The sequence below is a fragment of the Methylococcus geothermalis genome (assembly GCF_012769535.1).
Lineage (GTDB): Bacteria > Pseudomonadota > Gammaproteobacteria > Methylococcales > Methylococcaceae > Methylococcus > Methylococcus geothermalis.
This window is the reverse complement of the sequence record NZ_CP046565.1, coordinates 2,915,135-2,933,699: the sequence shown is the minus strand read 5'-3', so window position 1 is coordinate 2,933,699 and position 18,565 is coordinate 2,915,135. Positions and strand designations below refer to the sequence as shown.

General features: G+C 63.6%; 16 protein-coding genes and 2 tRNA genes. 10 read left to right on the top strand and 8 right to left on the bottom strand.

Translation table 11 applies throughout. The annotated features are described in order from the left end of the window. The first annotated feature begins 118 nt into the window (after positions 1 to 118). The 6 genes from lon to GNH96_RS13575 all read left to right on the top strand — a co-directional run bounded on the left by lon (position 119) and on the right by GNH96_RS13575 (position 5,831). On the top strand, positions 119 to 2,545 hold the full coding sequence (lon, locus tag GNH96_RS13600) for an endopeptidase La (RefSeq protein ID WP_169604162.1): 2,427 nt from the start codon (positions 119 to 121) through the stop codon (positions 2,543 to 2,545). Positions 2,546 to 2,699: 154 nt separating this feature from the next. Then, positions 2,700 to 2,972, top strand: a complete 273-nt coding sequence (locus GNH96_RS13595; RefSeq protein WP_169604161.1) for an HU family DNA-binding protein — start codon at positions 2,700 to 2,702, stop codon at positions 2,970 to 2,972. 14 nt (positions 2,973 to 2,986) lie between these two features. Then, a tRNA-Val gene (locus GNH96_RS13590) sits at positions 2,987 to 3,062 on the top strand. Positions 3,063 to 3,078: 16 nt separating this feature from the next. Continuing rightward, positions 3,079 to 3,155: transfer RNA gene (locus GNH96_RS13585), tRNA-Asp, on the top strand. Between the two features lie 238 nt (positions 3,156 to 3,393). Further along, positions 3,394 to 5,259 carry a SurA N-terminal domain-containing protein gene (locus tag GNH96_RS13580; RefSeq protein ID WP_169604160.1) on the top strand — a complete coding sequence of 622 codons (1,866 nt, stop codon included), beginning with the start codon at positions 3,394 to 3,396 and terminating at the stop codon, positions 5,257 to 5,259. A gap of 38 nt (positions 5,260 to 5,297) precedes the next feature. Next, entirely contained in the window at positions 5,298 to 5,831 is a 534-nt protein-coding gene (locus GNH96_RS13575; protein ID WP_228719873.1) for a hypothetical protein, read from the top strand. A gap of 4 nt (positions 5,832 to 5,835) precedes the next feature. Here the strand turns inward: GNH96_RS13575 and GNH96_RS13570 are convergent, their stop codons facing one another. Then, a complete protein-coding gene (locus GNH96_RS13570; RefSeq protein WP_169604159.1) occupies positions 5,836 to 6,246 on the bottom strand; it encodes a hypothetical protein in 411 nt (136 codons plus the stop codon). Positions 6,247 to 6,370: 124 nt separating this feature from the next. Here GNH96_RS13570 and GNH96_RS13565 point away from each other — a divergent pair, with 124 nt between their 5' ends. Continuing rightward, the gene (locus GNH96_RS13565; RefSeq protein ID WP_228719872.1) at positions 6,371 to 6,679 is read left to right on the top strand and encodes a hypothetical protein; all 309 of its coding nucleotides are present in this window, start codon (positions 6,371 to 6,373) and stop codon (positions 6,677 to 6,679) included. Between the two features lie 3 nt (positions 6,680 to 6,682). Here GNH96_RS13565 and rsgA read toward each other — a convergent pair whose 3' ends face one another. Beyond that, complete coding sequence (gene rsgA, locus GNH96_RS13560) at positions 6,683 to 7,585, bottom strand: ribosome small subunit-dependent GTPase A (RefSeq protein ID WP_169604726.1); 903 nt, start codon at positions 7,583 to 7,585, stop codon at positions 6,683 to 6,685. 17 nt (positions 7,586 to 7,602) lie between these two features. Beyond that, positions 7,603 to 8,844 (bottom strand): M48 family metallopeptidase, encoded by a 1,242-nt coding sequence (locus GNH96_RS13555; protein WP_169604157.1) that lies wholly within the window; start codon positions 8,842 to 8,844, stop codon positions 7,603 to 7,605. Positions 8,845 to 8,943: 99 nt separating this feature from the next. Here GNH96_RS13555 and orn point away from each other — a divergent pair, with 99 nt between their 5' ends. Together orn and GNH96_RS13545 are read left to right on the top strand one after the other, a co-directional pair. Further along, complete coding sequence (gene orn, locus GNH96_RS13550; RefSeq protein WP_169604156.1) at positions 8,944 to 9,489, top strand: oligoribonuclease; 546 nt, start codon at positions 8,944 to 8,946, stop codon at positions 9,487 to 9,489. 5 nt (positions 9,490 to 9,494) lie between these two features. Continuing rightward, entirely contained in the window at positions 9,495 to 10,403 is a 909-nt protein-coding gene (locus tag GNH96_RS13545) for an SDR family oxidoreductase (protein WP_169604155.1), read from the top strand. On the opposite strand, the gene GNH96_RS13540 is transcribed toward GNH96_RS13545, so the two are convergent. From GNH96_RS13540 to GNH96_RS13520, 5 genes are all read right to left on the bottom strand, one after another. Beyond that, a complete protein-coding gene (locus tag GNH96_RS13540) occupies positions 10,360 to 11,484 on the bottom strand; it encodes a glycosyltransferase (protein WP_169604154.1) in 1,125 nt (374 codons plus the stop codon). The genes GNH96_RS13545 and GNH96_RS13540 overlap by 44 nt on opposite strands. 4 nt (positions 11,485 to 11,488) lie before the next feature. Next, positions 11,489 to 13,309, bottom strand: a complete 1,821-nt coding sequence (gene asnB / locus GNH96_RS13535; RefSeq protein WP_169604153.1) for an asparagine synthase (glutamine-hydrolyzing) — start codon at positions 13,307 to 13,309, stop codon at positions 11,489 to 11,491. Positions 13,310 to 13,405: 96 nt separating this feature from the next. After that, the gene (locus tag GNH96_RS13530) at positions 13,406 to 13,768 is read right to left on the bottom strand and encodes a hypothetical protein (RefSeq protein ID WP_169604152.1); all 363 of its coding nucleotides are present in this window, start codon (positions 13,766 to 13,768) and stop codon (positions 13,406 to 13,408) included. Positions 13,769 to 13,969: 201 nt separating this feature from the next. Beyond that, complete coding sequence (gene fusA, locus GNH96_RS13525) at positions 13,970 to 16,054, bottom strand: elongation factor G (protein WP_169604151.1); 2,085 nt, start codon at positions 16,052 to 16,054, stop codon at positions 13,970 to 13,972. 152 nt (positions 16,055 to 16,206) lie between these two features. Next, complete coding sequence (locus tag GNH96_RS13520; RefSeq protein WP_169604150.1) at positions 16,207 to 17,352, bottom strand: calcium:proton antiporter; 1,146 nt, start codon at positions 17,350 to 17,352, stop codon at positions 16,207 to 16,209. 148 nt (positions 17,353 to 17,500) lie between these two features. On the opposite strand from GNH96_RS13520, the gene GNH96_RS13515 reads away from it, so the two are divergent. Next, complete coding sequence (locus GNH96_RS13515) at positions 17,501 to 18,535, top strand: hypothetical protein (RefSeq protein ID WP_228719871.1); 1,035 nt, start codon at positions 17,501 to 17,503, stop codon at positions 18,533 to 18,535. Positions 18,536 to 18,565: the final 30 nt, after the last annotated feature.

The following is an 18,565-nucleotide window of genomic DNA, read 5'->3' as shown; positions in this document are numbered from 1 at the left end:
GAGGCGGCCCTGGGCTCCCCCTCCGGCGCGTGCGCATTTTGTCATGAACGACGCTTGTAATCGCGCGCCGCGCCCTCAATTCACTGACGTGGCTTAAGACAATCGAGAGGGTGCTCCGATGGAAAATTCAGGCGTCGAACATGATTTGAGCGGTGAGCGGTGGGTTCCAGTACTGCCTTTGCGCGATGTGGTGGTCTATCCGCACATGGTCATCCCCCTGTTCGTCGGGCGTGAAAAATCGATTTTCGCGCTGGACAGCGCCATGCGGGATAGCAAGCAGGTCCTGCTGTTGGCGCAGAAGGACGCGGAAGTCGACGATCCCGGATTCGAGGATCTCTATCGCGTCGGCACGCTCTCCAATATCCTGCAATTGCTGAAATTGCCGGACGGCACCGTGAAGGTGCTGGTGGAAGGGGCGCAACGCTGCCGGGTGGAGGACATCCGCCTCGTAGACAAGTATTACAGCGCCAGCATCTCCGAGCTCCGGGATGTCCCCGGCGTCGAGGAGCGGGAGCTGGACGTGCTGATGCGTACCGCGACCAATACCTTCGACCAGTACGTCAAGCTCAATAAGCGCATCCCCCCCGAAGTTCTCAATTCGCTGTCGGGCATCGACGATCCGGCACGGCTGGCGGATACCATCGCCGCCCATATGACGGTCAAGATCGAGGACAAACAGGCGATCCTGGAGAACCGCGCCGTGTCGGCCCGGCTGGAAAAGCTGATCACGCTGATGGAAAGCGAGGTCGACATGCTGGAAATGGAACGGCGCGTGCGCGGTCGCGTCAAGCAACAGATGGAGAAGAACCAGCGCGAGTACTATCTGAATGAGCAGATGAAAGCCATTCAGAAGGAGTTGGGCGAGATGGAGGAGGTGCCCAACGAATTCGAGGAGCTGGGACGGAAAATCGAAAAGGCCGGCATGCCGGAAGCGGCGCGCGCCAAGGCGGAAACCGAACTCAACAAGCTGAAGCTGATGTCCCCGATGTCCGCCGAGGCCACGGTGGTCCGCAACTACATCGACTGGATCGTGAACCTGCCCTGGAAGAAGCGCACCAAGGTGCGCCACGATCTGCGGCAGGCCGAGGAAATCCTCGAAGCCGAGCACTATGGGCTCGAGAAGGTCAAGGAGCGCATCCTGGAATATCTGGCGGTGCAGCAGCGCGTCAAGAAGATCAAGGGGCCGATTCTCTGTCTGGTGGGGCCGCCCGGTGTCGGCAAGACCTCCCTGGGGCAATCCATCGCCCGCGCCACCAATCGAAAATATGTCCGCATGGCCTTGGGCGGCGTCCGTGACGAGGCGGAGATCCGCGGCCATCGGCGGACCTACATCGGTTCGATGCCGGGCAAGATCCTGCAGAATCTGTCCAAGGTGAAGACGCGGAATCCGATGTTCATGCTGGACGAAATCGACAAGATGGCCATGGACTTCCGCGGCGATCCGGCGTCCGCCCTGCTCGAGGTGCTGGATCCGGAACAGAACCACACCTTCGCCGACCATTACCTGGAAGTGGACTTCGATCTGTCCGAAGTCATGTTCGTGGCCACGGCGAATACGCTCAACATTCCGCCCGCGTTGCTCGACCGCATGGAAATCATCCGCCTCCCCGGCTATACCGAGGACGAGAAGGTCAACATCGCGATGCGCTATCTGGTGCCCAAGCAGATGAAGAACTGCGGTCTGAAGGAAACCGAGCTGCATATCAGCGAGGCGGCCGTTCGCGACATCATCCGGTACTACACCAGGGAGGCTGGAGTTCGCGGCCTGGAGCGGGAGATCGCCAAGATCTGCCGGAAGGTGGTCAAGAACCTGCTGCTCAAGCCCAGTCACAAGAAGGTATCGGTGACCCCGCGCAATCTCGACGATTACCTGGGCGTGCAGCGTTTCCGCTTCGGGCGCGCCGAGGAGAGCGACCAGATCGGTCAGGTCACGGGGCTGGCCTGGACGGAAGTGGGCGGGGAGCTGCTGACCATCGAAGCGGTGGTCATGCCTGGCACCGGCAAGCAGACCTATACCGGCAAGCTCGGCGAAGTCATGCAGGAATCGATTCAGACCGCGGTGACCGTCGTCCGCAGCCGCGCCGAGAGGCTGGGTATCGATCCCGCGTTCTACCAGAAGCACGACATCCATATTCACGTGCCGGAAGGGGCGACGCCCAAGGACGGGCCGAGCGCGGGCATCGGCATGTGCACCGCTCTCGTTTCTTCCCTGACGGGCATCCCGGTGCGCTCCGACGTGGCGATGACCGGCGAGATCACCTTGCGCGGCGAGGTGCTGCCCATCGGCGGGCTGAAGGAAAAGCTGCTGGCGGCGCACCGGGGTGGCATCACCACCGTCCTGATTCCCAAGGAGAACGAAAAGGATCTGGCCGAGATACCCAGGAACATCAAGCAGGACCTGGATATCCGGACCGTCCGGTGGATCGACGAAGTCCTGGCCGTGGCCTTGCAACGCTTGCCGGAACCCTTGGAAAGGGCAGCGCTCCCCGCCGAGGAGTGCTCCCCGAAAGCAGTGGGGGCGGCCGGTGGCCTGACGGCACATTGAACCGCCGCATGGCGAGGAATTCCGGGGCTTGCGCGCCTTGACACGGCTTTTTTGCCGCTGCTAAGCTTCGGCAGCTAGGGGGACTGCCAGTTCCACTGGATTGACGGCCCGGCTTTTCGATGCAGCGATACAGTCAACTCAATAGGGGAAAGAAATGAATAAAGCGGAACTGATAGAAGCTATCGCCGATTCGGCCAATCTCACGAAGGCCGATGCGAGCCGCGCTCTGGATGCCATGATCGATGCCATCACCGGTGCGTTGAAGAACGGCGATACCGTCTCGCTGGTCGGGTTCGGGTCGTTTGCGGTCAAGGAGCGCGCGGAGCGCCAGGGACGCAACCCACAAACGGGCGATAGCATCACCATCAAGGCTGCAAAAATTCCGTCGTTCAAGTGTGGCAAAGCACTTAAAGATGCTGTAAACTAGTCATTCTTCAGTTGGGGTGCTTAGCTCAGCTGGGAGAGCATCGCCCTTACAAGGCGAGGGTCGTAGGTTCGATCCCTACAGCACCCACCAAGAGAAACGGTTCATTGGAGCGGTAGTTCAGTTGGTCAGAATACCGGCCTGTCACGCCGGGGGTCGCGGGTTCGAGCCCCGTCCGCTCCGCCACATCGAAACCCCAGGCATCCGCCGGGGTTTTTTTTTGCTCATGGTTCGTCCAAAGGCGCGCCGGAAAGTCCGGGCGTCCGCACGGGACATGGCGTGTCACGCGTTTTTTGGCCGCTCGAGCGGAAAAGATAGGAGTCAACCCCAAACCGGGTTTGGGATTGGCGCAGGAAAAATGGCCGGGAAAGCGATTTTTCCCGATTCCAAACGATGTCAACGAGAGTCATTCCGGTACTGATATATGCTGCAGGCCATTCGTGATAAAGCGCAGGGTATTTTCGCCTGGGCGATGTTGATCCTGGTGGGTATTCCTTTTGCCTTTTGGGGAATCAACAACTATTTCGATTCGGGCAAGGAGGCGCCCGTGGCGGTCGTCGGTGACCGGGAATTCTTCGAGCGTGATCTGGTTCAAGCCTATCAGCAGGATCTGGCCAACTTGGTGGGGTTGGGGGATGTCGACGAAAAACAACTGAAGCGGCAGGCCCTCGAACGTCTGGTACGCGACGAGCTGATCGCGCAGGCGGCAGCGGGCGAGGGGCTGGCCGTCCCCGATACCGCGGTGCGCGCCTTCATTCAAACCCTGCCGTATTTTCAGACCGACGGCAAATTCGACAAGGATAAGTACAACGTCATGCTTTCGGCTCAAGGGATGAGTTCGCCGGCATTCGTCGAGCAGGTGAAGCGCGCTCTGTTGATGGAGCAGTTTCAACGGGGCATTACCGACACCGCTTTCGCCACCAGGCAGCAAGCGGAAGCCTTCTTCCGCCTGAAGAATCAGGAGCGCGAAATCGAGTTTGCGACACTGCCATTGGCAAAGGCCGACGGAGAAGTGTCCGACGCGGCTGTCGACGAGTATTACCGCTCGCACCAGGAGGCGTTTCAATCCCCCGAATCCGTGACCGTGAGTTTCCTGTCGTTGAGCCTCGACGATGTGGCCAGAGAGGTGAAGCCCACCGAGGAAGACCTCAGGAATTTCTACGAGGAACAGAAGGCCGCGTTCACCACCGAAGAGCGGCGGAGGGTGAGCCATATCCTCGTGACGGTGGATCCGGCCAAGCCCGAAGAGGAGTCTGCTGCGCTGGCGAAGATCAACCAGATCCGGGATCGCCTGCTCAAGGGAGAGGATTTCGCCAAGGTCGCCAAGGAAGCATCCGACGACCGGGTTTCGGCCGAGAAGGGCGGCGATCTCGGTATGGTCGCCAAGGGCGCCATGGAGCCTAACTTCGAGAAGGCGGCGCTGGCCCTGGCCCAGGGCGCGGTATCCGAGCCGGTCAAGACATCTTTCGGCTATCACTTGATCAAGGTGACCGAACTGGTGCCCGCCTCGACCAAGCCATACGAGCAGGTCAAGGACGAGGTGGCCGCCGGCTTCCGGAGGAACGCGGCGGAAAACAGATTCTACGACTTGGGGCAGAAACTTACTGAGTCTGCTTTCGAACACCCCGACACGCTGGAGCCGGCGGCGCAGGCGCTGGGGCTGAAGGTCGAGGAAAGTCAGCCTTTCACCCGAGATGGGGGGGGAGGGATCTTTGCGGAGGAGGCAGTGCGCAAGGCGGCTTTCAGCGAAGAGGTGCTCGGCGGCAAGAACAGCGATCCCGTGGAAATCGGCGCGGACAGGGTCGTCGTGCTCAGATTGAAGGAGCATCGTCCGGCCGAAGTCAAGCCTCTTCCCGAAGTGCGCGGCGAGATCGTCGCCCGCCTGCGCGATCAGGCCGCGCGGGACAAGACCCGCAGCATGGCCGAAGCGGCAATCAAGGCTATCCAGGCGGGTAAGACCTTGGGCGAAGTGGCGAAGGTCCACCACTGGGAAGTCACCGGGCCTCTCATGATCAAGCGCGACGCATCGACCGTGCCTGCGCCCATCGTGAATGCCGCCTTCGGAACGCGGGAATTGGACCGCCCGAATCTGGTCGCGCTGGAAAACGGCGACCATGCCATCCTCCGCCTCACTGCGATCAGGGATGGAGAAGCGTCCCCGGAAGCGGACAAGGGAATGGAGACCGTGCGCCAGTCGCTGGCTCGCGGCGCGGGCCAAAAAGAATTCGCCGCCTTCGTGGCGGAAATGCGCAGGCATGCGGACGTCTATATCAAACCCGAACAGGATTGATCCGGTTCTCGGACATAAGCCCGCGATGAGATGATCGGATGCAGGGAGGCCGGCGGGTATTCGAGGTCCTTCTAGTCGTCGGGATCGATGCCATCGGCATCACGCGTTTTCCTCGTATTCTGCACGATGCCGGCTGTCGGGTGACGCTGTTTGCAGGCGTCGGGGCGCTGTGCGGATTCCACGGTTTCGCCGGGGTGGACTGGATGCACGATACGGACAAGGACCGCGTGTATCTGATCGAGTTCAACCCCAGGCCCACGCCGACCTACCATCTCGATGCGCATTCGAGGGTCAGCTTCGCGCGCAGCTTCCGCGCCATGCTCGAAGGCGCGCGCCGGATCGGCTGTCCGGACCCGTCGGCGGCGGCGTGCGGGTCGGTGATCCACCTGTTCCCGCAAAGCCTTTACCGTGCCGTCAGCGAACGCGACCTCAACAGTCTCTTGCGGTGTTGGAGCGATGCGCCCTGGAGTGATCCCCTGCTGATGGCCGCCTATCTGCGCCGGGTCTTCACCCATTTTCTGCCGATGCGATGGCGGCAGGCCGTGAAGCGCCTGTTGCGCAGACGAGCCTGAGCCCTCATCGGGTGGCGACGAAGGCAAGAATGAGGCCGGCCACCACGTTGCCGACGATGCTCACGACCAGTTCCCGGGTGAAGAATGCCCCCGGCCTCATCTTGCCGATGCGGGGATTCTTGTGCTTGGCCGAGATTTCTATGCTTCCCGTCGAGAGGTTTTCGACGGTCGCCCGCACCAGCTCCACCACATGGGCTTCGGTGTGGATGGCTGGATGATACTTGACGAGCAGAGTACCGGTCGTGATGTTGGGCTCGGCGTGGTAAATGCCCTTGCCAGCCGCGTCCCTGAGGATCGACTGCTTGAGGATTTCGGCGTAGGTCTGCCGGTACCGGATGAGCGGTACCCGGAAGCGAATCCGGTTGGGAACTTTGTCGTGGACGATGGAAACGAGTTCTGGCGTCGGATGCGTCATGGGGAATGGTCCGGTGTTGAAATCAAAGTCCGTCCAGGAGGCCGGCGGTGACCTGCCGCGTTCCCGATAGATCGGGAATGTTATCATCCTTGCTCCTTATTTCATGATGACGGAATGCCCGCCCGTGTTACCCAGAATCCCGCCGCTGCTTGTACTGCTGTTGCTTGGCCCGGCGTCGGCCGGGGCGGGACTCACCGGGCCGTCGAGCTATTGGGAGTGCATTCTTCACGGCATGGAGGACGTGAAAAACGACCGGGTGGCTCAGGAAATCATGAAAATCTGCCTCGCCGATTTTCCCGAGAGCCTTTCCGTGGACGAGCCGCTGGACGGGACGCCGACCGAATGCATCCTGAAATACGGGGAAGACGTGTCCAGCGCATTTGCCGCCCAGCAGATACAGACTGCCTGCAATGTCCTTTATTCCCGGCCATGAGGCTCAGCCGGCGCTGAACTCCACGGCCGAACCGAGCCGATCCAGCAGCTTGAGGTAGCGTTCATAGCGGGCCGATGCGAGCGTTCCGGCTTCAACGGCTTCGCGCACCGCACATCCCTTGTCCTTGACATGGCGGCAGTCGTTGAACCGGCATTTTCCGAGATAGGGCCGGAAATCGCGGTAAGCCTGGGCGAGCTCCGTAGGCGCCATTTCGGCCAGGCCGAACACGGCGACGCCCGGACTGTCGATCAGTTCTCCCCCCTCGGGCAAATGGTAGAGCGTCGCCGACGTGGTGGTATGGCGGCCCAGCCCGCTGTGGGCGGAGAGTTCGCCGACCCGCAAATTCCGGTCCGGCAGCAGCGCGTTGGTCAGGGAGGATTTTCCGACGCCGGACTGGCCGCTCAGCATGCTGCAGCCGGTGTGCAGGACCTGTTTCAGGGTATCCAGTCCCGCCCCGGTCCGTGTGCTGATGCGGAACACGCCGTAGCCGGCGGACTCATAATCGCGCAGGGCCTCGTCCAGCGCTGGCGCGCCCGGCAGATCGGTCTTGTTGAGGACGAGGAGCGCCGCGATGTCCCGGCGCTCGCACACCGCCAGGATCTGGTCGGCGAGCAGCCAGTCCGGTTCGGGTTCCGGCGCCAGGACCACGCAGACCCGGTCCAGATTGGCCGCAACGATGCGCACGCGCCCGCCGTAAGCGGGCCTCACCAGGCTCGAACGGCGCGGCAGGATTTCCAGCACCCGGCCCTGCTCGCCTTCACAGGGCTCCCACCGCACCCGGTCGCCGACGGCGGCATCGCCCAGCCGGCGCCGGGTGTGGCACAGCACGATATGGCCGTTTTCATCCTCCACCGCCAGCCCCTTGCCGAGATGGCAGACCACCCGGCCCTCCCGGACTTCCTCCATGACGGACGGAGCCGCCACTAGATTTTCGCGGTCAGGTGGTCGATGCGTATCGCGGCGGGCGGGTGGCTGTAGTGGAAAGCGGCGTACAGCGGGTCCGGGGTGAGGGTGCTGGCGTTCTCGCGGTAGAGCTTCACCAAGGCGTTGATGAGATAGCGGGTGCGGGTATGGCTGGCGGCGAAATCGTCGGCCTCGAATTCGTAGCGCCGCTGCACATAGGCCATGAGCGGCTGAAGGAAGACCGAGAACACCGGCGACACCAGCATGAACAGCAGCAAAGCGATGGCGTTGGATTGCTCACTGACACCGAGACCTTGGTAGAACCAGGCCTCGCCGCTCAGCCAGCCGAGCAGGCCGAAGCCGGCCAGCGTCACCAGCGACGTGCCGGCCAGCATCTTCAGCACGTGGCGGCGCTTGAAATGGCCGAGTTCGTGGGCGAGCACGGCTTCGATCTCGTCATGGTTGAGCGAGTCGACCAGGGTGTCGAAGAACACGATGCGCTTGTTGTTGCCGATGCCGGTGAAATAGGCATTGCCGTGGCCGGAGCGCTTGGAGCCGTCCATGACGAAGATGCCCTTGCTATGGAAGCCGCAGCGTTCGAGTAGAGCCTCGATGCGCGTCTTGAGCGTCACGTCCGCGAGCGGGGTGAATTTGTTGAACAAGGGGGCGATGAAAGTCGGGAAGGCCCAGCTCATCAAGATAGAGAACGCCATCAGGATGGCCCAGGCGATGATCCACCAGTGCGTGCCCGCGCTGTCCATCACCCACAGGATCAGCGCCAGCAAGGGGCCGCCGATGACCACGGAAAGCGCGGTCTGTAGCCCCAAGTCGATCATGAACTGGCGCGGCGTGGTGCGGTTGAAGCCGAAGCGCTCCTCGACCCAGAAGGTCTGGTAGACCCTCAGCGGGAGCTCCAGCAGCTGGGAAGCCAGCAGCGTCGTCAGTACGACGCCGACCCCGGTGGCGATCGGTGCAAGCCCGAAACCGTTCCAGAATGCGGCGATGGCGTCGATCCCTCCGCCCAGGGTGAATCCCAGCAGAATCGCGATGCCGACGATCCGCCCCACGTCGTCCAGGTTGCCCTTGGCCAGGGTATAGTCCGCCGCTTTCCGGTGCTCCTCCAGCGACACGCTGTCCCGGAACGCGTCCGGCACACGATCGCGATGCAGGCGCACATGGTTGGCCTGGCGCCGGGCCAGCCAGTATTCGATGCCGGAGGAGACGGCCAGGGCCGCCAGGAACAGGGAGGTGAAGGTATTCATGCGGTTTTATTGGATAGCGGTTTCGGAATCGGCGCTAGAGGGTAGCCTTTGATAAAATCCCTGACAAGTTGGGACACCCAAGCATTTTGAAGGATCGGCATGGCTCAGGACGCACAAAATCTCATCTGGATCGATCTGGAAATGACCGGGTTGGATACCCAGAACGACGCCATCATCGAAATCGCCACCATCATCACCGACAGCCAGCTCAACGTGCTCGCCGAAGGCCCGGTACTGGCGATCCACCAGCCGGAATCGGTGCTGGAGCGCATGGACGACTGGAACCGCAAGCAGCATGGCGAGTCCGGGCTGATCGAGCGGGTGCGGCGCAGCACGGTCGACGAAGCCGAGGCCGAACGGCTGACGCTTGGTTTCGTCGGCGAATGGGTACCGCCGAACGAGTCCCCCATCTGCGGCAACAGCATCTGCCAGGACCGCCGCTTCCTCGCCCGCTGCATGCCCAGGCTGGAGGCGTATTTCCACTACCGCAACCTCGACGTGTCGACGCTGAAGATCCTGGTCGAGCGCTGGGCGCCGGCGCTGAAGGAAGGCTTGCGGAAGCAGAGCGCCCATCGGGCGCTCGACGACATCCGCGAATCCATCGCGGAACTGCGGTATTACCGCGACACCGTGCTCAAGATCTGAAGGCCGTGACGCGAACGGTCCTGATCGTCGGCTGCGGCGACATCGGCAGCCGGGTGGCCCGGCTGGAACGGGCCGAGGGGCATGGAGTTTCCGGCTTGGTGCGCTCGGCGCAAACGGCGGCACGGCTGGCGGCGCAGGGTATCCGCCCAGTCGCCGGCGATCTGGACAAACCCGATTCCTTGGCCGGCCTGAAGGGCGGTTGGGCCACACTGTATTATCTCGCCCCGCCGCCAGCATCGGGCGCCGACGATCCGCGGCTGGCGGCTTTGCTCGACGGCCTTCCGGCACGGCAACTGCCCGATAGGGTGGTTTATGTCAGCACCAGCGGCGTCTACGGCGACTGCGGCGGGGATTGGGTGGGGGAGGACCGTCCCCCCCATCCTCAAACCGGGCGCTCCCGTCGGCGCCGGGCGGCGGAGGAGGCGCTTACGGCGTGGAGCCGCCGGCACGGCGTCACTGCGGTGATCCTGCGGGTGCCCGGCATCTACGGGCCGGGACGCCTGCCGCTCGATCGCCTCCGCGCGGGGGTCCCCGTCGTACGCGAGGACGAGAGCCCCTATTCCAACCGCATCCATGCCGACGATCTGGCCGAGGTCTGTTTCGCCGCGGGCTGGCGGCCTGCAGCCGAAGGCGTCTACAACGTCAGCGACGGCCATCCCACCACCATGACCGATTATTTCTATCGGGTCGCCGACCGCTTCGGCTTGCCGCGGCCGCCCGCGATTTCCCTGGAGGAGGCCAGGCGCGTCTTGAGTCCAGCCATGCTGTCGTTTCTCGAAGAGTCCAAGCGGCTCGACAACGGCCGGATGACGAGGGAGTTGCGACCCAAGCTGTTTCATCCCGATCTGGAGAGCGGTCTGGCCGCTTGTTTCAACGCGTCAGGCCCAGCGCTTCCAGGTATTTCCGCGCGCTGATGGCCGCCGTGTATTCGGACACGGCCTGCCGCAGCATCTGCGGCGGCAGGGGGTGATCCAGCGCATGCACCATGGCCGCGGCCAGCGCTTCGACATCGCCGACCGGCACCAGCGGCCCATATTGGCCGCCATCCAGCAGCTCGGCCGGGCCGCTGGGGCAGTCGGTCGAGACCACCGGCCGGCCCAGGGCCATCGCTTCGGTCAGGGCGTTCGGCGAGCCCTCCCACAGCGAGGACAGCACGAACAGGCGGCAGCGCGCGATCAAGGCATGCGGGTTCGCCAGGAAGCCCGTGAAGGCTACGTCTCCGCTCACCCCGAGCTCCTCCGCCAGCCGCTCCAGTTTTTCCCGGTCTCCGCCCTCGCCGACGATGACGAGCCGGCAGACGCGGTCCTGGCGGAGCCGGGCGAAGGCGGCGATGAGATCGGGAAATCCCTTCTGACGGGTCAGCCGGCCCATGCCGACGATGGCGGGGACGGCCGGATCGTTCAGCCAGGGGTGTTCGCAAGGGAGGGCGGCCTGCCGCTCCAGTGCCGGGGTGATGACGGGATTGCGGATGACCCGGACCCGCTCGGAGGGCAGTCCGGTGATGGCGAGGATGTCGTCTTTCACGCCTTGCGAGACCGCGACGATCGCGTCCATGTGCGGGTAGAACAGCCGCATGCCGCCGAACCAGGCCAGTTCCCTCAGCCGGCCCTTGCCTTTGAGGGCGGCCGAGACCGTCGTGCCCAGCCGTCCCACCAGCCGGGCATTCGAGCCGGCCAGCCGGCGGGCAAGCAGGGCGACCCGGATGGCGCGGTCCTTGGCGGCGAGGATGGCGTCCGGTTTTTCCTCGCGGAGGTAACGGGCCAGACCCGGCAGGGCGGTGAAGGTGTGGCGGACGTTCAGCTTGACGATGCGCACGCCGGCCGGGATCGAATCCAGGTGCTCCCCTTGGGCGCGCGCCAGCACCAGATCCACGGCGATACCGGCGTCGAGAAACCCGGTGGCTAGATTGGCGATCATCTTCTCCACCCCGCCCTGGCCGGAGAAGGAGGCGAAGATGGCCAGGCGGCGAGGATTGGACGTTTCGGAAACGCTCATGGGTTCAGCCCTGCAGGATGTCCAAGGGGTCGGCCAGGGCCGCCGGCCGCTCTCCTGTGCCCGAAATGAACAGCCGGTGCCAGATCGCGAACTGGATCACGGCCCAGAGCATGCTGCTGCCCTGGCGCTCGTCGCGGCAGCCGGCGATCAGCGTGCGGATGCCGTCGGGCTTAAGCCAGGGGGCGAGTGCCGGGTGCTCCGGCAGGATCTGGTTCAGCCGTTTGAGGAAAGGCTCGTCCAGCCACTCGCCGAGAGGGACGTGGAAGCCCCGCTTTCTGGCATAGAGCTGCTCCGCCGGTACCAGCCGCTCACCCCAGCGCTTGAGGAACAGCTTGCCCTGGCGTCCCTCGACCTTGAGCCGGTCGGGCAGGCCCAGGCCGAATTCGACGATGCGGTGGTCCAGGAACGGCACCCGTCCCTCCACACCCCAGGCCATCAACATGCGGTCGGCTTTGACCAGCAGGTTGTCGGGCAGCGCGTGGCGGAGGTCGACGTACTGCATCCGCTGCAGATCGCTCCATTGGCGTGGTGTCTCCCGCCAGGACTCCAGCACCGGCCGCCGGGCGTGTTGCGAGGCGGCCAGGAGCGCAGGGCCGAACAGCGTCTTCGGCCAGCGTCCGCGGAAGCTGCCGCGGGTGCGGAAGCCGCCGGAGCCGGGCGCCAGCAGGCCCTTGAACATGCGCTCGATGGGTGAGGTCCGGTAACGGCCGTAGCCGGCGAACACCTCGTCGCCGCCTTCGCCGGAGAACACCACTTTCAGTTCTTCGCTCGCAGCTCGGGCCAGCAGCGAGGTCGGCAGGTTGGCGTTGTCGCGCATCAGCTCGTCCGCTGCCCACACGGTCAGCGGCAGGCTGTGGAAGATGTCTTTCGGGTCGGGCCGGATCTCGCGGTGGCGGCTGCCGAAACGCTGGGCGATGGCTTGGGCCAGAGGCAACTCGTCGGTCAACGAGGTGCCGGGAAAACCGACCGAGAAGGTGCGGATGGGCTGGTCGGCGTAGCGGCTCAGCAGGGCGAGCAGCAGGGAGGAGTCGACGCCGCCGGACAAAAACAGCCCGAACGGCACGTCCGAGCGCATGTGTTCGACCATCACCCGTTCGATCAGCGTATCGAAGCGTAGCGCTGCTTCGTCGAAGGAAAGGTTTTCGGTGCGTACGCTCAAGGGCGACCAGTAGCGGAAGCGGCGGGACATTTGTCCGGCTTCGACGACCACGGCCTCGCCGGGCAGCACCCGCTCCACCCCTTGCAGGACCGTCGTGGCGCCGGTGGAAAACTGGTTCTGGAAATACTGGGCCAGCCCCTCCGGATCGATTTCGGGCGGCCGGTCGAGCAGCGGCAGCAGGGCCTTGAGCTCGGAGGCGAAAGCGATGCCGTCTGGACGTTGCGCCAGGAACAGCGGCTTTATCCCTAAACGGTCGCGGGCCAGGATCAGCCGTCCCCCGGCGGCATCGTACAGCGCGAAGGCGAACATGCCTTGGATGCGATCCAAAAAGCCGTCGCCGAAGGCGCGATAGGCGTGGAGGATGACTTCCGAATCCGAATGGGTCTGGAAGCGCTGGCCCAAAGCCTCCAGCTCCGCGCGCAGTTCGACGAAGTTGTAGATTTCGCCGTTGGCGATCAGCGCCAGCTTGTGGTCTTCGGAAAACAGCGGCTGGTGGCCGCCCGCCAGGTCGATGATCGAGAGGCGCGTGTGTCCCATGCCGAAGCGGCCGTCGAGGAACACGCCCCGGTCGTCGGGGCCGCGGTGGGCCAGCTTGGCTACCGCGTTTTCGAGACGGATTCCGTCGACGGGCGTGCGGGTGTTGAACAGGCCGGCGATGCCGCACATGGTGGCAGGTTCTTGAAGAGTCGGTAGGGGAGAGAGCGTCGCCGCCCGGTCGTGTCGGTGGGAGCCGTGTTTTGCGGCGGCTTGCCGGCCGTGCCTTTAGTCGGAATTGCCGAACGGCAGTCCCAGCCATTCCGGACCGGAGTCGGATTTCACGCCCATGGCTTTTTCCAGAGCGCCCAGCCGGTTTTTCACGACGTTGGATTCATGTGTCTTGCGCAGCATGTCGAGCACATAGGCCAGGCGGGTGCCGTCGTTGCAGTCGATCCGGCCCGCACGCATGTCGCGGTAGACGGCGGCCATTTCCTTGCGGATCACCTCGAGCGAGGCATCCACCGCCGGTTCCCGGCCGAGCCGGTCGTAGAGTGCTTCGACGTCCTCGAAGTCGGCCTGTCCGGCCTTTTTCCTTTCCTCGGTCATCCGTTTCTCTTTCCACCAATCGGCCATGCTCTTTTTGCTCATGAAATCCACCCCTCGAATCATTGTGTGGGCAAGCAAATGCCGCCATTAAGTTACAACGGCCGCAATCGGAAGGATAGGGATGACTGCGGTCAGGGAAGCCGCCGGGAAGGGCAAGGTGCGCCGTCGAATGCGGGAGAAGGGCCGCGAAAGGCGACCCTGGGGCCGCCCTTCGCGGTGAAGCTAAGGATGTGCGGATGGCCGCTATTTCTTGGCCACGCGTTCCTGGGCTTCCTTGATGACTTCGTCCGCGACGTTCTTCGGGCACGGCATGTAGTGCGAGAACTCCATGGAGAACTGGCCGCGACCGGACGTCATGGTGCGCAGGTCGCCGATGTAGCCGAACATTTCGGACAGCGGTACCTCGGCCTTGATGCGCACGCCGGTCACGCCGGCTTCCTGGGACTTGATCATGCCGCGGCGGCGGTTCAGGTCGCCGATCACGTCACCCACATGAGCGTCCGGGGTGAACACATCCACTTTCATGATCGGTTCCAGCAGCTGCGGAGCCGCTTTCGGCACGGACTGGCGGAAGGCCGCCTGAGCCGCGATTTCGAAGGCGATCGCCGACGAGTCCACCGCGTGGAAGCCACCGTCGGTCAGGGTGACCTTGAAGTCCACGCACGGGTAACCCGCAAGAACACCCTTGCCGAGCATGCTCTTGAAGCCTTTTTCAACGGCCGGCCAGTATTCGCGCGGCACGTTGCCGCCGGTGACGGTGGATTCGAACACGAATCCCGAGCCCGTTTCGCCGGGCTCGATGATGTAGTTGATCTTGGCGTATTGGCCGGAACCGCCGGTCTGCTTCTTGTGGACGTACTCGTCCTCGACGCGCCTGGTGATGGTCTCGCGGTACGCCACCTGCGGTTTGCCGACGTTCACCTCCACGCCGTGGGTACGCTTGAGGATGTCGACCTTGATGTCGAGGTGCAGCTCGCCCATGCCCTTGAGGATGGTTTCGCCGGACTCCTGGTCGGTTTCCACGTGGAAGGACGGGTCTTCCTGCACCATCTTGCCCAGTGCGACGCCCATCTTCTCGTTGCCCGCCTTGTCCTTGGGCGATACCGCGATGGAGATGACGGGATCGGGGAAGACCATCGGCTCCAGGGTGGCCGGCTTGTCCGGATCGCACAGGGTGTGGCCGGTCTGCACGTTCTTCATGCCCAGCACGGCCACGATGTCGCCGGCCTGGGCGGAATCCAGCTCGTTGCGGGCGTTGGCGTGCATCTCCACGATGCGGCCGATGCGCTCGGTCTTGCCGGTAAAGGTATTGAGGACGGTCATGCCTTTTTCCAGCCGGCCCGAGTACAGGCGCAGGAAGGTCAGGGCGCCGTAGCGGTCGTCCATGATCTTGAACGCCAGGGCCCGCAGCGGACGGTCCGGATCGACGATGGCGAATTCGCCGGTTTCGTGGCCTTCCAGGTCCACTTCGGGCTGCGGCTTGACTTCGGTCGGGTCGGGCAGATAGTCGACCACGGCGTCCAGCACCAGCTGCACGCCCTTGTTCTTGAACGAGGAGCCGCAGTAGGTGGGAAAGAAGTCCAGGTTGATGGTGCCCTTGCGGATCAGACGCTTGAGGGTGTCGATGTCCGGTTCCTCGCCCTCCAGGTACTTTTCCATGACCTCGTCGTCCTGCTCGACGACCTTTTCCACCAGGTCCGCGCGCCATTTTTCGACCTCGTCGGCCATGTCGGCGGGGACGTCCTTGATCTCATAGTTCATCGGGTCGCCGGAGTTGTCCCAGATCCAGGCCTTGCGGGTCAGCAGGTCGACTACGCCGACGAAGCTTTCCTCGCGGCCGATCGGCAGGGTCATGACCAGCGGGTAGGCCCCCAAAACGTCCTTGATCTGCTTGACCACGCGGAAAAAGTCGGCGCCGATCCGGTCCAGCTTGTTGACGTAGATGACGCGGGAGACCTCGGAGTCATTGGCGTAGCGCCAGTTGGTTTCCGACTGGGGTTCGACGCCGCCGGAGCCGCAGAACACGCCGATGCCGCCGTCGAGGACCTTGAGCGAGCGGTAGACTTCGATGGTGAAGTCGACGTGTCCGGGCGTGTCGATGATATTGAAGCGGTGATCCTTCCAGAAACAGGTGGTCGCCGCGGACTGAATGGTGATACCGCGCTCCTGCTCCTGCTCCATGAAGTCCGTCGTCGCGGCGCCATCGTGCACCTCGCCGATCTTGTGGATCTTGCCGGTGAGTTTCAGAATCCGTTCGGTGGTGGTGGTCTTGCCCGCGTCGACGTGAGCGAAGATGCCTATGTTTCGGTAACGCGATAAATCAGTCATGTCGATACTTCTGGGGTTGGAAAAAAATTCGCCAATTATATAGTGACGACGCGGTCTTTGTCTGCCCCTGTGGGGTGTCGCATCCACCGGTCTCGAGCGCGGCCGATGGTACAACGGCTTGGTTGACGGCGTTTGCTGCGCACGTTGCCGGTTCAGGGAACGAATACGAAAAACAGGTACGCTACGAACAGCATGAGGTGAACCAGGCCTTGCAGGACGTTGGCGGATCCGCTGACGAACGTCATGACCGAGACCAGAAGGGTGGCGTACAGCAGGGTTTCCTGAGCGCCGTCCAGGCCGAGGGTCAGCGCATGCCCTTGGAGGCTGGCGGCCACCACGATCGTCGGCACGGTCAGGCCGATGGTGGCGAGCGCCGACCCCAGGCAGATGTTGACCGCCCGTTGCATCAGATTCAGCGCGGCCGCCCGCTGGGCGCCGACACCTTCCGGCAAAAGGACCAGTGCCGCGACCACGAGCCCGCCGAGGGCCGCCGGCGTGTGGGATCGCTCGATGGCGAAATCGATGACCGATCCGAGGTGCTCCGCGAGCAGGACGACGGGCAGCAGCGCGGCCAGGAGGTTCATCGCCCCATGAAGGATGGCGCCGCGGCGTCGGTGTAATGCCGGGGCAGCATTGCCGTTGCCGTTGTCCTCGGGCTCTTCGTCCAGGACGGCGCTCAGGTTGGCGAAATAGGAGCGGTGCCTGCCGGTCTGGATGAGCAGGAACACCCCGTACATCAGCAGGCAAAGCAGCCCCAGGAACGCTTCCTGAACGGGATCCAGAGTCGGCCCGTCCGTGCTGCTGGTATAGTTCGGAAGCACCAGCAGCAGCAGCGAGAGAGGGGCGATGAGGTGCAGGAACGACAGGGCGCCGCGCAGGTTGAACGACTGTTCGACGTTGATCCATCCGCCGCTGACCAGGGACACGCCGACCATGCCGTTGAGGACGACCATCAGGGTGGCGAAGATGGTGTCGCGCAGCATCGCGGGATTCTGGCCGCCACCGGCCATGACCATCAGCATCAGGCTGACCTCGATGGCGGTGGCCGACAGGGTCAGGACCAGCGTGCCGTAGGGTTCATCGAGCAGTTCGGCCAGCTCGTCGGCAGATCGCACCACCGAAAACACGCAGCCCAGCATGATGCAAAAGGTCAGCGCGGAGCCTGCGGCCAGCGTTCCCAGGCTGTCGCCGTCCCCGAACTTGTGGCCGCTGAGTTGAAGGGCAATCCAGATGAGCCAGCCCAGGATGACGAAAACGTGGTCGCGGAACAGCTTCCCAAGCCTTAAACGCTTGTACATGTTTGTGGCGCAATTTTCATTTTGTTCTCCTGTCTTAAGGATACCATTCGCCAATGGGGCATCTCGGCCGGCTGGCTGGCCGTCCGTGGAGGAGCCTTGGCGGGCAAAGAGCCGGCCATTGCGGGGCGGCGGAAACGAGGATTGAGCGATGCCGGATTTTCGGATATCCCTTTTGCTTTCGCGGTTGACGGCGTTGTTTCTGCTCGCCGTTCCGGCATTCGCCACCGAGGCCGCCGCCTCACGGCCTCCTCCGTCCGTAACGGCGACGCTCGGCATCGAGGATACCGCCGGCCTCGAGCGGGGCGAAATCGTCGCCTACGATGTCCGCGAGCCGAACGACAAGACCCTCGCCGCCGGTCTGGCCATGCATGTCGAGGCGGCGCCCGAGCGGCTGATCGCGGCGGTCCGGGAAGGCGCTCTTCTGGCGGGAGATCCCGAAGTCATCGCCTCGGGCACGATCCTCCCGGACAACGGCCCGGAGGCGCTGGAGAGATTCGAATTCAGGCCGTCCGACAGCGAGGAAGTGGAAGCGTTGCGCGAAGTCGAACCGGGCTCGGAATTCAACCTGTCGGAGGCGGAGATCGAGGGATTCAGGACGCTGGCGCAGACGTTGGAGAATGAACCCGAGGCGGCGAAACTGCGCGCCATCTCGCGCCGGTATCGCGAGGTTCTCTGGCAGCGGCTGGCCAGCTACCGGAAGGACGGCCTGGGCGGCATCGCGCCTTACGCCCGGTCGAGCGGACAGGCCGTGGACGTCGCCGCGGAGCTGCGCCTGTTCACGGAGCAAAACGCGGTGCTCCGGCATTACTCGCCCGAACTGCAGATGGCTTTGCTGACATTTCCGTCGGTCCTGCCGGCAGGTGTGACCAGCACGCTGCAATGGGTCGAGCGCAAGGTGGAGGGCCGGCCTACCCCGATTCTGGTTCACCAGATGATTCAGCGCGGAGGCGGCGGAGCCGTTGTCGCCGTACGCGATTTCTATGTCGGCCATTCGTTCAATTCCAGCCAGATGGTTCTCGGCATGCTGCCTGATCGGAATGGCAGTCTGGTGTTTTACAGCCATTACACGTCGACTGACCAGGTCGCCGGCGTGGGAAAGGGTCTCAAGCATGCGATCGGCCGGGAACGCTTGAGGGCGGTCATGTTCGGACGCATGGAGCGGTTCAGGGCGTTGGCGCGTTGACGCCGGCCATTTCCAAAGTCGACGGGATTT